The following is a 14360-nucleotide window of genomic DNA, read 5'->3' on the forward strand; positions in this document are numbered from 1 at the left end:
AAAACGTAAATGCTTTTATAAAAATATTTTTTAAGCTTTTGCTACATCTTCTTCATCCTTATCTGGAAACATAATAGAAAGTAATACAGAAATGATTAAGATACCTGCTACGATAGCTAATGAAATTTCTGATGGTATGTGATACCATGGAGAAATTAACATCTTAATTCCTATAAAACTTAATATAATTGCTAATCCATATGGTAATTTACTGAACATGTGGATAAAATTCGACAATAAGAAATATAATGATCTTAGTCCTAAAATTGCAAAAATATTTGATGTATAAAGAATAAATGGATCTTTAGAAATTGCAAAAATTGCTGGAATAGAATCTACTGCAAATAATAAATCTGTAAACTCAATAACTGCGACAACAACTAATAACGGAGTTGCCATTTTTACACCATTTTGAACAGTAAAGAATTTACCTCCATCATAATTCTCAGAAACCTTCCAAAATTTCTTTACCAATTTTGCACCAGCTGTTTCACTAAAATCTTCATCTTCGTCGTCGTCTCCGCCTCCCCAAGATTTGATTCCTGCATAAACAAGAAATAACCCAAATAAAGTCATTACGATATTTATATTAACACCTAAAGGTTGGAAACCAAAAAATGTTAAAATAGGATTCAAATAAGTATAATTAATTATTTCTACTCCAACAAAAATGAATAAGGCTCTTAAAATTAAAGCTCCTAAAATTCCCAAAAAAAGAACTTTGTGATGTAAATATTTTGGAACTTTAAAAAATCCAAAAACAAGAATGAATACAAATAAATTATCAACAGATAATGCTTTTTCTATCCAATAAGCAGTCTGAAATTGAGTGATTTTTTCTACAGCTAAATCATGTCCACCTGCATCATTATTATAAACCCAATAAACTACTCCTGAAAATGTCATTGCTAAAGAAATCCAAACAACTGACCAGATAGTTGCTTCTTTAGATGTTACTTCATGTGCTTTTTTATTAAAAATTCCTAAATCTAGTAATAACATGATTACTACTAATACTCCGAAACCAATAACTAATTCCGGGTGTGTTGTCCAAATACTTTGTTCCATTAATTTATTTTAATAATTTACTTGTTAGTTAAAGTTATATACATTAGTCGCCCACCTTCCTCATCGGAAAGCATTATTTTTTTTCCATCTGTTAATTCGACCATCGAGTTTATAGGAATGGATTTATTTTCTGTAATATCTTTCATATTTGGAAGACTTTGGTTTACAAGAACCCATTTATTTTGATAGAATGTAAAATATCCCACAGGTTTTTTATCAAAATCTGTTAAACTCTCATTTCTTATCACTTTGCGTGAAACGTGCCATTTGAAAAGATATTGATTATTATAAACCATTAATCTGTGATTTTCTGGTTTCCAAACATCATCTTTAAATTTGTAATACAAATCTACAACTGGTAATGTACCTTTGTGTGGTGTTCCGCAAAAAGGACATTTAGGTTGTGATGTATTATCAAAAACATACCATTTTTCATTGCATTGAGGGTTGTTACATGGCTGAATAAGATCAACCGTTTTTAGCAACGCAGTTTCCCATTCGTTTGCAATTGGTCGTAACATAGGATTGTGTAAACCATCTATAAAAGCTCTCTTAAATAATTCTGAAAGATATGGTCCAGTAACCGTATAGGGTATTTTTTTAGGATCTCCCCAAAATAAATTCCATTTTTTAAGTTGATCAACTTTTACACGGTTTGTTGTATCTGTAGGATGCTCTATAAAAATTGCTTTTTCTCCCATAGATAAAACCTCATCTTTCTCAGAATCCAAATCCCAAATTTTGCCTCCACGTAAAGGATGTCGTCTTAACAAATACATATAAATAAGCACAGGTAGAGCGTGTAAATCTGTTTTCTGATTAGGTAAAATTCTATTGGTATCTTGAAGTGGTAGATGCTTTGTTTTTAATACTTCTGGCGCAATAAAATCTGCGGTTCCTATTACATCTGGAGGAAATAATCCTGGGACAACCAAACCATCAATATCAATAATTGCTGCTGATTTTGAAACCGGATCTACCAAAACATTATTGTAAGATAAATCTGAATGTGCTAATCCCATTTGATGCATTTTTTTCACTCCACGTGAAATATTAATTCCGATTTGAAAATAACTTAGCCAATCTCCTAATTCGGATTTATCTAATGATAATGGATATTCTTTATTTCGGAAAGAAGGTGTTGTAAACCATTTTCCTACTTTTTCTCCTCCTTTTATAGTCTCATCAGCAGTATATCCTTTAGCAAAGAAAAATTTAGAATTATAAATAGGAACAATAACTCCTGTTTTTCCATCTTTTTCTACCGCATCATAAGGCCAGCGAAATATATCATCTAAAAAATAATCTGAACTAGTTCCACTTTTTATATTATCGAGGTATAATTTGACTATTCTCGTTATCCTTTCTTTTTGATTAAAATCTAATGAATCTCGGAAAAAAGCAACAACATATTTTTTATCAGGAGAAAAATAAACATCTTTCATGCCTCCTTTTTTTGGATTACCATCATCTATGTATTCATAAGATTTGGTATTATCTATGATTGAATTTACTCTAATTACACTCATAATCTTAGTATATAATAGCTAAAGTTCTGTCATCATGATTTCCTTTGCTCCAAAAATCCATCCAACGAGATAATTGATTTTCTATCTCTGAGTCATTTATAAAGTCAACAATTGCTTTGTCTTCATTTTCTCCACTTAAATCGAGTAAAAAATTCTTCCAAGTTTCCATATTTTCTAATTTACTTTCAACAACAAATTTGGGATCATAAATACCATCTGTCATCAAAAATAATTTTGAAAAGTCTTGGAAACAATTTATTCCGAAACGGTTGACCATATCAGGTCTAGAAAAAATTTCTGGCATTGTAATAAAGCGAGTTCCTCCTCCAAATTCTCCTACATCAAGAAAGTTAAGTAGTTTCACTTTTGTATCATTTTCTTCCAAAACATTAATTGGGCAATCTCCAACTCCAAAAGATAAAATTACATATCCAAAATCGAATTTTTTAATTAACGTAAATATCAATGTTGTGTGAAGATCTTTCAACGTAAATTCATTATCAATCGCAAAGGTTTCTAAATCTGTATGTAGTTTTTTTACCTGTGTGTATAGAGAATTTATGATAAGACCTTTTATTTTCAGTTTAGATTCTTCGACTGTTTCAGGTGTTGAAGTTTCTATAATTGAAGATTCATCTGTAACTTGATTTAAATCGATTTCAGAGTTATTTGATTGATTAATTATTGGTTGTTCAGAATAATAATTAATTATTTGTTCTGATAAAGTTTTCAATAATTCTTCATTTTCAAAAGCATTAACAATATTTTCAGTTGCAAATTTAGAACCTGCTCTAGCGAATTTAGCAGAACCTGCTCCGTCTGCAACGGCAACAATTGACCAATTTTCGGGTAATTCTTTTACCATAAAATCGTCATCTCTTGTAGTTCCTTCGTGAGCATGGGAGCGACCACGTTTAGAGGCTACAACAATTTTTTTATCTAAAAATAAAGAAGAAAAAGAGGTATCATCATCTTTTGAGAATCTGATGTCTTTTGCACTAGGTTTATTCAACCAAAGATCTTTGGGATCTGCATTTACAATAAAAGGAATTTGTTTTATATCTAATGTTAGATTTTCATCTTGCGTACTATAAAACTCAATCTGAATTTCTATTGTATTAGCTATTGTTGGTGTGCCAAAAATAGTGTTTTTTTCTTCGTCAAATTGTAATCCTACAAGTTCTAAGTTTTTAATATCACTTATTTTAATTGAAGGAAAAGAAGACATATCAAATGTGTAATTATATTCCTTTTTTGCGTTTGCGTTTGGAATATAAATATGAGCTTCTCTAAATTCTTCTTTGTGTATATTCATATAAAAAATGTCTAATATTTGTTGCTTTATTTCTTTAATAGATTTAGATAGTTCATATACTTTCTCATTTTCCATTAATTTTGAAATAGTTGTATCTACTATTTTTGAATTTTCTATTTCTTTTTCTTTTAGGATTTGAGTCAATAAATTTTCCATATTTATCCTAAAGTTCTATTAATATCAAAGTCTCCTTCTGACATACCATAATATCCTTCGTTTCCACACCATGGGCATTTTGCTGGGCCATCTCCTTTTATACAATGAATTCCTCCACATTGGCAAGTTGCAAGAGCATAACTATTGCCACAAGTAGGACAACTGGGATTTCCATATAGTTCATCTGCAGAAATTTTAACTTGAGATTTATTTGGATCTGAGAATTCTTGATAAGAGTTTTCATCTATTTTGAATGCGCCTACTACTTTAAAATATGATGATAACAAATCCATAAAACCAGAATTTTTAAAATCCTTTTTATATTTGATAAGATACGATTTTTCTGTATCAGAGCATTTCCCTCTTATTACAACTGTATTTTCATCAGGAATTTCATGTTTTTTCGTTAAATCAATCTTCTCTACTAAATCAGAATTAGCTTTGCTTAGATTAATTCCATCTGTATTAGTATTGTTTACATTTTCACTTGTTGCTTTTATAGATGCTGTAACCCATTTAAAGAATTCTTTGTACGAGTTAACATCAGTATTATTAAACAACAATACTTGGTCAGATAATTTTCCTAATAAATTTAAGTTGGTATTATCTCCAATAGAAATGATAATTAAATTACTTTTTCCTTTGTAATTAGAGTTCCAACGCTCAATTGCTTGATCAGTAGAATCTGTTGGAATTCCGTCTGTAAATAAAAATATAATTGGTTTCCAATCTCCTTTTCTTTCAAAAGTTGTTTTTACAATATCTCTATCAATAGCATTCATTAGTTCTTCTAATCCTTTTGATAAAGATGTTCCACTACCAATTGGAATTTTGGGTGGATAAAATGTAATAATATCTTGTAAAGGTGTGATTATTTTACTTTTACCTGCAAATCCAATAATTGATAACCAAACAGTTTCTAATGCATAAGGATCAGTTTTAAGTTCTTTTATTATTGTAGCAATACCATCTTGAACTTGCTCAATAGGCTCTCCCACCATTGATTCTGAAACATCAATAAGGAAGTATATGGGTAATCTTCTCATAGTTTATGTTTTACACAATAATATTAAGTTCACTTGGTGGTGGTGGAAGTGTCATTGCTTCACCTGTGCCTTGAGATTTACTTCCCATTTCGATAGATGAACTTACCCATTGGAAAAATGTTGTAAGTGTTGATGCATCAGTAGTGTCTAGTTTGACAACGTTATCTGTTAAATCTTGTAAAAAACTTACTTCTGCTTTTGGTCCTGCTGCACAACCTACTATTACGCCAAAATCTAATGCTTTAATTTTAGGAACAATTTCTCTGTATTTTTGCAAATCAGAAGGTTTACCATCTGTAAATACAAAAAGTAAAGGTTTCCAATCTCCTTTTCTATCTGGAGAACCTTTTACAAGTTCTTTGTTTACCAAATCATATACCATCTGCAATGCTTCTCCTGTATGAGTTGGTCCACTATCTGGACATTTTATTTCTATAGGATGAAAGCTTACTAAATCGACAAGTGGAACTAAATTAGTTACTTCTCTATCATAAGTAATTACACTGATGTGTAAAGAATCAATCGCTTGAGGATCAGATCTCAACATACTTATCAAACCATTAAACCCATTATTTAAGGCAGCTATAGGTTCTCCTCTCATTGACCCTGAGGTATCTAAGAGGAAATAAGCTAATAATCTTCTGTCCATAATTTAAGAAACAATAACTAACTCTGAAGGTGGTGGTGGTAATTGATCTATTTTTTTCAAATCAATTCCAGATTCTTCTACTTTTGTTGATGTTGTAGAAATAGAGGCTGTAACCCATTGAAAAAATTTAGATATGCTATCTGAATCAGCACTATCTAATCTGACAACAGAATCTGCTATTTGTTTTAAAATAGAATCGTCTGCTGCACTTCCTGCTGCACAACCTACAATTAAGCCTTTATTTATTGCTTTTATTTTTGATAACCCTGTTTGCCAATCGTCTGTTGGTACACCATCAGTCATAATAAAAGTTAATGGTTTCCAATCACCCTTTTGTTCGGTTGTTGTTTTAGTAATTTCAGTCTCCATTTTCTCTGCTAATAAAGTTAATGCAGCACCCAATGAAGTTGTACTTTGTGCTTTAATATCAACCATTTGAAACGATGCTAAATCCGTTAAAGGAACAATTTGTTTAGCTTCGTGATCAAACGTAATAATACTTACATAGGCTGTTTCAATTGCTTGTGGATTTTGGCGTAATGAATGCATCATCATTTGAACTCCATTTTTCACAGCCTCAATAGGTTCTCCAGTCATTGATCCTGAAGTGTCTAATAACAAGTATACGGGTAATCTTCTCATAACTTATTATTTATATGATTCAAGAATTCTTTGAATTGTATGGACAAACATTTTATCGTCTGACGGATCTCCTATAGCATCAAATTTCCATTCACCGTTTTTCTTATAAAGTTTACTCAAAATCAAAGCTCCTTTTCCTTTATAACTTGCATCTGTAACAATATCAAAATTAGAATGGACATTATCTACACGGGTTGGAGTACCTTCGTACATTCTGATTTTAGCAAATGGAATTTGTTCGAAATCAAAATTTTGACCTTGATTTAAGTAAATATTTAGAAAGAAAAAAATCTTATCAACTTGTTGATCTATACTATTAAGATTAACAGATATGATTTCATTATCTAATCCATCATCTCCACCTACATCTCCTTGTCTATCATCTCCACTGTGTCTAAGACTTCCATCTTTTGATGTTAATTTACCTAATGGCATATTATTTTTAGAAAGCCATGCATTATAATCTGGAGAGTAAATCCAATCTACTAAATCTCCATTAGAGTTTAACATTACACAACTTAAATCAAGATCAACATCTTCAACAACTTTTTTAGATCCAAATCCTAGAAATCCAGATTTTACGGTTTCTATTGCACCCCAATTAACTCCTACACAAAAATTAGTCAGAGCCTCTCCTGTGCTTTTTCTTAGGTCTATTTTTTGTCCTTTTTGTAAATTTATTGCCATTGTTTATTATAGTTTTTTAGGTTAATTCTTATAAAAAGTTTTGTCTTATAGTTTCTACAGTTTGTTCTAATTTACGATCGCGAGTTGGTTCTCCTAATGCATTAAATTTCCATTCTCCATTTTTTTTGTAAAAAACACCTAAAGCCATTGCAACGTGTCCAGAGAAATTATCTCCTTTCGTGATATTGTATGTTGCAAAAACTTCTGAAACATTTTTAGGTGTACCTTCATAAATACGGATAGATGCGAAAGGAATTGTTCCGAAATCTTGTCCTTTGTAGCTATTTAATACAAATGCAACGTGATTCACATTTTGATTTAATCTTGAGAAGTCTAATGTAATTACTTCATTATCTAATCCATCATCTCCAGATAAATCTCCTGTTAAGTCATCTCCGCTATGTTTTACAGCTCCGTCACTCGAGTTTAATTTTCCGAAATAAATAATGTCTAAAACATTTTTATTTTCATCATATAAAATACAACTTGCGTCTAAGTCTACAGCTTCTTTTGACACACCACCTAGCCAACCTTTTTTCTCGATTGCGCCCCAGTTAACTCCTACACAAACATTTTGTAATGTGCTTCCGTTTTCTTTTTTAAGGTTTATTCTTTGCCCTTTTTGTAAATTAATTGCCATAATTATTGTAGTTTATTTTTTAAATTTAAATCTAGCATTGCGTTTAAAATATTTAATTCTTCATCCACATCAATTACTTGATTTATAACTTCTTTATTTTCTAGTGTTTCTCTGTATTTTTGCAAAATAGATAATACATCATCTGTTAATTCTTTTTTTATATTTTCAGCATTAGCCAACAAATCTTTATTTCTATTAATAAGATCATCAACTATATTTCTCTTATTTGATGTATTTTCTGTTGTATCTAATAGAATTACAATGTCTTTTGCTAAAAAATAAAATTCATTCGTTTGTAAATTCCAAATAAATTGATCATCTGAATTTAATATTTTAAACAATTCAAAGAATTGATTATTAGAATTGTATCCACATATAAAACGAACTTTGAAATTGTTTGAATTAAGTTTTCCTAATAATTTTCTTTCTACATCTACATTTTCGTACTCGTAATATTTTGTTTTGGGAAGACTTAATAAGTAATTAATTTGACTGATTTCCCTATAATAATCTATTGCATAATTATTTGAAAAATTTCTAATTGTATGGCTGTCAAAATCCATTCTAATTTTTGTCAAATTAGTATAAAACGATTTTAAATATTCTGACATAAAACCATTATGAAATTTTCTGTCTAAATGAAATCCTCCTTCTAAGTTTTGTGAATAACTTTCTATATAATCCTCATTAGTATCCACTTCATTATAGATTGCAAGAATATTTGCTTCTTTTTGTTTTTTGATCTTTTCTAATAACACAATTAAACTATCTGTGTATTGAAGATGAAACAGCTCTAGCTTGTTAATATCTAATTTATTTGGAGATTTTGGATCAAAATAAGATTGAATAAAATCTGTCTTTATAATTATATTAATAAGATCTGCGTTTTCAAAAAACTTACTTAGAAGTTTTAATTTTTGTAATCTTTTCTTACTATTTCTTACTATTTCTTTATTTTGATCCAATTTCTAACTAAGAATTTTGAATTTGTTTTTTTAGAGTGTCTTCTAGATTTTTTAATTCGATGTCCAATTGTTGTCTTGATTGTGTACCTTGTTGTTGAATTTGTTTTACCTCGTTCAATGTATTAATCAAAGAGCTTGTAGTTTCTTTCAACGTATCTAAAGAAACAATTGTTTGTTCATTTGCTTTGGCTACATCAATCGTATTTTGTTGTAATCTTTGAGCATTTTTTCTAAGAATTTCTTCTGTTGTAGAAGAAACTTGTTTTTGCACTTCTATATTTTGTTGTTGACGATGCATTGCAACAGCTAAAGTCAATTGATTTTTCCATACAGGAAGTGTCGTTGTTAAAATTGTTTGAGCTTTTTCTGCAATAGAAACATTGTTATTTTGTATCAACCTAATCTGAGGTAAGGATTGTAAAATAATAAATCTTACAACTTTTAGGTCGGCTAATCTTCTGTCTAATCTATTTACGAAATCTCTTTTATCAGAAATTTGATAATCTTGATAATTTGCAGGATTTGCTTCCATCAATGCTAATTCTTCTCCAGATTTTTGATGTTTTATTGACCCAGCAATAATATAATCCTCTATTTTTTTTATAGACTCTATATTACCCGCAAAAATTGTTTGTAAAACTGCATTGTCTTTTGTAGAACTTATAATTCCTGCATTTACCTTATTTGATATATCAGAAATATTCGTAACAATTTTATCGTATTTAATAAATAATGTTTCTACTGAAGTAACCATATTTTTAAGAAATGGTATCTTCTTTAAAAATTTTTTGACAGAGTTACCTTCTAATTCTTCTACATCAACATAATTAAGCTCAATTAATAATTTATTAATTAATTCGCCTACTTCTCCTGAGTTCGATTTTCTTACATTATTTAGAAAAGAGTCACTCTGAGAAGCTAGAGAATTTTGTAATTCTGAACCAAAATTTATGATAGAATTCGGATTTGTTTCGTCAATAGAATTTACAATTCCATCATATTTCTGAATATCTAACGAATTGATTTGAGAGAGATCTACATTTCCGTTTTTATCAATTGCAGTATTAGTAACTTGTAATTCCATGATTTTATTGGTACATGTTTAAATATTTTTCTAAACCTTCTCTTTGTCCATTTCCTACAGCTTCAAATTTCCATTCTCCGTTTTTTTCATAAACTCTACCAAATTCTACGGCTGTTTCTATAGAAAAATCTTCATCTAATTCATATTTTAAGATTTCTTCGTTTGTATCAGTATTAAAAACACGAATAAATGAGTTTCTTACTTGACCAAAGTTTTGATTTCTAGAGTCTGCTTCGTGAATTGTTACAACTACAATAATTTCTTTGACACGAGAATCCACTCCAGTCAAATCTATTTTGATTTGCTCATCATCTCCATCTCCGTCTCCTGTTAAATTATCTCCTGTATGTGTAACAGATTTATCTGGTGTTTGTAAATTGTTATAGAAAATAAAGAAATCATCTGCGACTAATTTTTTATTTTCATTTAAAACAAAAACAGAAGCATCTAAATCAAAAGCACCTCCTGTTGACGAGTTATTAGCATCCCAACCTAAACCTATTGTAAATTTTGGTGCGTTAATACTTTGTCTTTGTCCTTTTTGTAAGTTGATAGCCATTTTAATTTATTTTTAAGTTTATTTATATTATTTTGATATTCTTCTACTTTGTGATAATTGTTGCTGATAGCATTAGATAATATTTTTGTTGATTTTTTTCTAGAAATATTATTGAAAATAAATTCAAAATCTTCTTCATTTGTCAACAAAATATATTTTGTAATTCTTGTGTTAAAACTAAATCCATCACTATTGATTACTTCTATCAAATCATTTACAGATTTTATTTTAAAATAATTATAGTGATTTTCTATTTTTGGATGAATTGTTTTGTTCATTAATTCTGCGAAATACACAAAAATAAATTCTCCGTTTACGTTATAATCTTTTAGTATTTTATCAACCGTTTTTTCGTGACTTCCTGTTATTTTTATATCATCTATAAAAATACAAAACTTACCATCTATAAAATGTTTATCGATATAGTACGTGTCTTTAGAAATTAAGGTCATTCTTTCTTCAAAATTCATATTACCGTAATCTTCTACATAAGTTTGATTACGATGAATCTTACTTTCTATACAAGCTGGTAAATTGTTTTCGAATAGAAAGAAATTAAGTTGTTCTTTAAAATATGAACAAAGAAAATTAGAAGCCGTTGGGATTGAATGATAAGGACTAGGAAAGAGAATTATTTCTTTTTGTTGTAAAATTTCTTCACCAAATTCTTTTATAAAACCATCAAACAACTCTTCTGCAAATAAACGTGCGCAGTGAGTGTCTCCAAATTTAAATCTACTATATGCCTCTTCGTTAAAGGGGCTTTTTGATTCACATTCTATTTTATGTAAACTATATCTTTTATTCATTATCAAATAAATTTCACCAATTTCGCGTCAAATCCAAATTTCAATGCGCCTTCGTAATCTGCTTTAATATTATCTCCGACATGAATTATTTTGGACTTTTCTAATTGCTTAATTTTTTGTGTGTTTTCGTAAAGATATTCAAATATTTTAATATTTGGTTTTGAAACACCAACTTCATCGGAAAAAATCATAAAGGTAAAATATTGCTCTAAATTCAGGCTTTTCAACACTTCTCTTAATGAATTTCCATGAATAAAAGCTGTGTTACTAAGTATATTAGCAGTTTTTCCTAAGTCTGTAATTTTTTCGAGGATAGAAGGGATTTCTTTCCAAATTATTTGGGGTCTGTTTTCTAAAAATAATATATCTGATTTGATGAAAAAATCATCAATATCTTCACTATTAATTAATTCGACGTTTTTTCCTAAAACATTTAAAATTAACAAAAAAATTTCTTCCCTTTCAATATGATTACCTGTTTTTTCTGAAATTAAATTATAAAGATTATCATAGTATCTTATTGTTTTGTCAATTTCTTCTACACTTTTGTCTATAGAAAAATACTCTTTAAATAAAATTGTTCTTTTGGGTTTAAATTCTGGATTAGATTTGATAATGGTCATCCATAAGTCAAAAGAAAAATGCTCGTAAGCATATATATCGATCATTACTACTATTTAATAATTGAACCGTTATAATATTTTTCTAAAAAGAATCCTAAATCTGCTTTGTAACCTATTCCTGATGCTTCAAACTTCCATGAACCATTTTTCTTATAAAGACGTCCAAATTCAACTCCAGTTTCTATAGAAAAATCCTCATCTAATTCATATTTTGCAATCTCTTCATTTGTGTCGTTATCCACAATTCGAATATAAGAATTTCGTACTTGTCCAAAATTTTGTTTTCTTCTTTCAAAATCTTCAATTGTTACAACAAATAAAATCTCTTCTACTTTAGAATCTACTTTATTTAGATCAATAACAATTGCTTCATCATCGTCTCCATCACTATTTCCACCTGTAGGATCATCTCCTGTATGTGTAAGTGCACCGTCTGGAGAAGTTAAGTTATTATAGAAAATAAAATGTTCTTCACTAACTAATTTTCTAGTAGAATCTATCATGATTGCTGAGGCATCTAAGTCAAAATTATTACCCGTTCCTTCATTTGGATCCCAACCTAATCCTATTGTCATTTTTGTAAGACCGATGTCTATTTTTTGTCCTTTCTGTAAATTGATTGCCATTTATTATTGTTTTAGTTTTAATAGTTTTATGATTTGAACTTGTTGTCCAAAACTTAAAATAAGTTGGTTAAATATACAAAAAGGATTATATATTAAATTACGGAAAACCGTAATTTAATGTTATTAAAGTTTTTATACTAAAAAATATTGATTCTTATGATTTTGTAATTGAGTTCTAAAACTTTTTGTTACATCTAACACTTCATTACTAAAAGATACATTTTCAATTAATAATTTATTATAAAATACTGAAATTAAATAATAATAATATATTGAAAAATAATTCAAGTTGTTGATTTAAAACTAAAAATTTAATAAAGAAAGGAGGACAAATAATCATTGTAATAAATAAAAAATGGTACTCTTTATCTTTCGAAGACTAAATAAAATAACCCAGTCGAACACTTGATGTTATTTATCTATTCTAGATGAAAATAATTATCAGAAGATCTATTCATAAAAACAATACCTTCGTTATTTACAAGTAAATGAGAATACATTCAATTTTAATCATAGATGATGAAATAAAAATTAGAACACTCCTAGCTCGAATTCTCGAATTGGAGGGTTTTGAAATATATCAAGCTGAAGATTTAAAAACAGGTCTAAATAAAATAAAAACATTAACTCCTGAAGTTATTTTATGTGATGTAAAATTACCTGATGGCAATGGAGTTGAATTTGCAAAAGAAGTTAAAGAAAAATTTCCTTTAATCGAAATTATACTCCTTACAGCTTATGGAAATATTCCTGATGGTGTACAAGCAATTAAAAACGGAGCTTTTGATTATATTACTAAAGGCGATGATAATAATCGTATTTTACCTTTATTGTATAGAGCTTTAGATCGAGTAAAATATAATAAAGAAAATGAGCTTTCTCAAGAAGCTACCTCAACAAAATTAGAACGTAATTTATTATTAGGCAAATCTCCTATTTTTGAACAAGTTTTAAAATTAGCACAAAAAGTAGCGCCAACTAATGCTACAGTTCTTTTAACCGGTGAAACTGGAACAGGAAAAGAAGTTTTTGCAAATGCGATACATCAATCAAGTATGCGTAAAGACAAAAATTTTATAGCAATTAATTGTTCGGCTTTTAGTAAAGATTTATTAGAAAGTGAATTGTTTGGTCATAAAGCAGGTGCATTTACAGGTGCAATGAAAGATAAAAAAGGTTTGTTTGAAGAAGCTCATTTAGGCACTATTTTCTTAGATGAAATTGGCGAAATGGCTTTGGATTTACAAGCAAAATTACTGCGTGTTTTAGAATCTGGAGAGTTTATTAAAATCGGTGAAACAAAACCTACAAAAGTTGAGATACGAATTATTGCAGCGACTAATCGAAATTTGGAAAAAGAAATTGCAAACGGTACATTTCGTGAAGATCTATTTTATAGAATTTCGGTGTTTCATATTAAATTACCTTCTCTACGAGAGCGCGTTTCGGATATCGAATTAATCGTCAATCAATTTATAAAACACTTTAATCAATATTATCAAAAAAATATAAAATCAATTGATAATGATGTATTACTTTTTCTGAAAAAATATTCGTGGCCAGGAAATATACGTGAACTTAAAAACATGATAGAACGCGCTATTATTCTGTCGGAAAATGAAGAACTTTCTGCAAATGATTTTCCATTATATATTCAGACAAGCGAAACTGACCAGAACGAAAATTCATTAGAATTGACTTTGATGGAAAAAAAACACATTCAGAAAGTTTTAAAATTTACAAAAGGTAATAAAACAAAAACAGCAGAATTATTAGGTATTGGTTTAACAACGCTTTATCGAAAAATAGCAGAATATGAACTGAATTAAACTTTCGATTTTTGACTAGTCCTGAAAAATAGATACAGTTTTTTAGTGATTAAAAATACATAAATTAATCAGTAGTAGCTAATAAGTTACTGCTGATTTTTTTTGTTTTATAGGTTTTATAGTTCATATTTTT

The 14360-nt window shown here is 28.8% G+C and carries 15 protein-coding genes; 1 reads left to right on the forward strand and 14 read right to left on the reverse strand.

What is annotated here, in order from left to right; all coding sequences use genetic code 11:
* Window positions 1-30: 30 nt before the first annotated feature.
* The 14 genes from RSC72_RS12645 to RSC72_RS12710 are packed head-to-tail and all read right to left on the reverse strand — an operon-like array spanning window position 31 to window position 12398.
* On the reverse strand, window positions 31-1068 hold the full coding sequence (locus RSC72_RS12645) for a TerC family protein (RefSeq protein ID WP_332545247.1): 1038 nt from the start codon (window positions 1066-1068) through the stop codon (window positions 31-33).
* A gap of 17 nt (window positions 1069-1085) precedes the next feature.
* Entirely contained in the window at window positions 1086-2597 is a 1512-nt protein-coding gene (locus RSC72_RS12650) for a helix-hairpin-helix domain-containing protein (protein WP_332545245.1), read from the reverse strand.
* A 4-nt stretch (window positions 2598-2601) separates the two neighbouring features.
* A complete protein-coding gene (locus RSC72_RS12655; RefSeq protein ID WP_332545243.1) occupies window positions 2602-4068 on the reverse strand; it encodes a protein phosphatase 2C domain-containing protein in 1467 nt (488 codons plus the stop codon).
* Window positions 4069-4070: 2 nt separating this feature from the next.
* Window positions 4071-5114: a TerY-C metal binding domain-containing protein gene (locus tag RSC72_RS12660; protein ID WP_332545241.1), complete on the reverse strand. Its 1044-nt coding sequence runs from the start codon at window positions 5112-5114 to the stop codon at window positions 4071-4073.
* A 10-nt stretch (window positions 5115-5124) separates the two neighbouring features.
* Entirely contained in the window at window positions 5125-5763 is a 639-nt protein-coding gene (locus tag RSC72_RS12665) for a vWA domain-containing protein (protein ID WP_332545240.1), read from the reverse strand.
* Between the two features lie 3 nt (window positions 5764-5766).
* Window positions 5767-6405 carry a vWA domain-containing protein gene (locus RSC72_RS12670; RefSeq protein ID WP_332545238.1) on the reverse strand — a complete coding sequence of 213 codons (639 nt, stop codon included), beginning with the start codon at window positions 6403-6405 and terminating at the stop codon, window positions 5767-5769.
* Between the two features lie 6 nt (window positions 6406-6411).
* On the reverse strand, window positions 6412-7092 hold the full coding sequence (locus tag RSC72_RS12675) for a TerD family protein (protein ID WP_332565982.1): 681 nt from the start codon (window positions 7090-7092) through the stop codon (window positions 6412-6414).
* Window positions 7093-7120: 28 nt separating this feature from the next.
* Entirely contained in the window at window positions 7121-7732 is a 612-nt protein-coding gene (locus RSC72_RS12680) for a TerD family protein (RefSeq protein ID WP_332545235.1), read from the reverse strand.
* Between the two features lie 2 nt (window positions 7733-7734).
* Window positions 7735-8697 carry a hypothetical protein gene (locus tag RSC72_RS12685; RefSeq protein ID WP_332565981.1) on the reverse strand — a complete coding sequence of 321 codons (963 nt, stop codon included), beginning with the start codon at window positions 8695-8697 and terminating at the stop codon, window positions 7735-7737.
* A 7-nt stretch (window positions 8698-8704) separates the two neighbouring features.
* Window positions 8705-9781 carry a toxic anion resistance protein gene (locus RSC72_RS12690; protein WP_332545231.1) on the reverse strand — a complete coding sequence of 359 codons (1077 nt, stop codon included), beginning with the start codon at window positions 9779-9781 and terminating at the stop codon, window positions 8705-8707.
* 4 nt (window positions 9782-9785) lie between these two features.
* On the reverse strand, window positions 9786-10340 hold the full coding sequence (locus tag RSC72_RS12695) for a TerD family protein (RefSeq protein ID WP_332545229.1): 555 nt from the start codon (window positions 10338-10340) through the stop codon (window positions 9786-9788).
* On the reverse strand, window positions 10280-11149 hold the full coding sequence (locus RSC72_RS12700) for a phosphoribosyltransferase family protein (RefSeq protein WP_332545227.1): 870 nt from the start codon (window positions 11147-11149) through the stop codon (window positions 10280-10282). Before RSC72_RS12700 ends, RSC72_RS12695 begins: the two co-directional genes overlap by 61 nt.
* Window positions 11150-11151: 2 nt before the next feature.
* On the reverse strand, window positions 11152-11817 hold the full coding sequence (locus RSC72_RS12705; protein WP_332545226.1) for an HAD family hydrolase: 666 nt from the start codon (window positions 11815-11817) through the stop codon (window positions 11152-11154).
* Between the two features lie 5 nt (window positions 11818-11822).
* A complete protein-coding gene (locus RSC72_RS12710; RefSeq protein WP_332545224.1) occupies window positions 11823-12398 on the reverse strand; it encodes a TerD family protein in 576 nt (191 codons plus the stop codon).
* A gap of 488 nt (window positions 12399-12886) precedes the next feature.
* Here RSC72_RS12710 and RSC72_RS12715 point away from each other — a divergent pair, with 488 nt between their 5' ends.
* On the forward strand, window positions 12887-14227 hold the full coding sequence (locus RSC72_RS12715; protein ID WP_332545223.1) for a sigma-54-dependent transcriptional regulator: 1341 nt from the start codon (window positions 12887-12889) through the stop codon (window positions 14225-14227).
* The last annotated feature ends 133 nt before the right edge of the window (window positions 14228-14360 follow it).

The sequence above is a fragment of the Algoriella sp. genome (genome assembly GCF_036647415.1).
GTDB lineage: Bacteria > Bacteroidota > Bacteroidia > Flavobacteriales > Weeksellaceae > Empedobacter.

Bases quoted from the DNA above. Each gene is read 5' to 3' on its own strand.
- RSC72_RS12645 (WP_332545247.1), bottom strand. From the start codon at position 1,068: ATGGAACAAAGTATTTGGACAACACACCCGGAATTAGTTATTGGTTTC.
- RSC72_RS12650 (WP_332545245.1), bottom strand. From the start codon at position 2,597: ATGAGTGTAATTAGAGTAAATTCAATCATAGATAATACCAAATCTTAT.
- RSC72_RS12655 (WP_332545243.1), bottom strand. From the start codon at position 4,068: ATGGAAAATTTATTGACTCAAATCCTAAAAGAAAAAGAAATAGAAAAT.
- RSC72_RS12660 (WP_332545241.1), bottom strand. From the start codon at position 5,114: ATGAGAAGATTACCCATATACTTCCTTATTGATGTTTCAGAATCAATG.
- RSC72_RS12665 (WP_332545240.1), bottom strand. From the start codon at position 5,763: ATGGACAGAAGATTATTAGCTTATTTCCTCTTAGATACCTCAGGGTCA.
- RSC72_RS12670 (WP_332545238.1), bottom strand. From the start codon at position 6,405: ATGAGAAGATTACCCGTATACTTGTTATTAGACACTTCAGGATCAATG.
- RSC72_RS12675 (WP_332565982.1), bottom strand. From the start codon at position 7,092: ATGGCAATAAATTTACAAAAAGGACAAAAAATAGACCTAAGAAAAAGC.
- RSC72_RS12680 (WP_332545235.1), bottom strand. From the start codon at position 7,732: ATGGCAATTAATTTACAAAAAGGGCAAAGAATAAACCTTAAAAAAGAA.
- RSC72_RS12690 (WP_332545231.1), bottom strand. From the start codon at position 9,781: ATGGAATTACAAGTTACTAATACTGCAATTGATAAAAACGGAAATGTA.
- RSC72_RS12695 (WP_332545229.1), bottom strand. From the start codon at position 10,340: ATGGCTATCAACTTACAAAAAGGACAAAGACAAAGTATTAACGCACCA.
- RSC72_RS12700 (WP_332545227.1), bottom strand. From the start codon at position 11,149: ATGAATAAAAGATATAGTTTACATAAAATAGAATGTGAATCAAAAAGC.
- RSC72_RS12705 (WP_332545226.1), bottom strand. From the start codon at position 11,817: ATGATCGATATATATGCTTACGAGCATTTTTCTTTTGACTTATGGATG.
- RSC72_RS12710 (WP_332545224.1), bottom strand. From the start codon at position 12,398: ATGGCAATCAATTTACAGAAAGGACAAAAAATAGACATCGGTCTTACA.
- RSC72_RS12715 (WP_332545223.1), top strand. From the start codon at position 12,887: ATGAGAATACATTCAATTTTAATCATAGATGATGAAATAAAAATTAGA.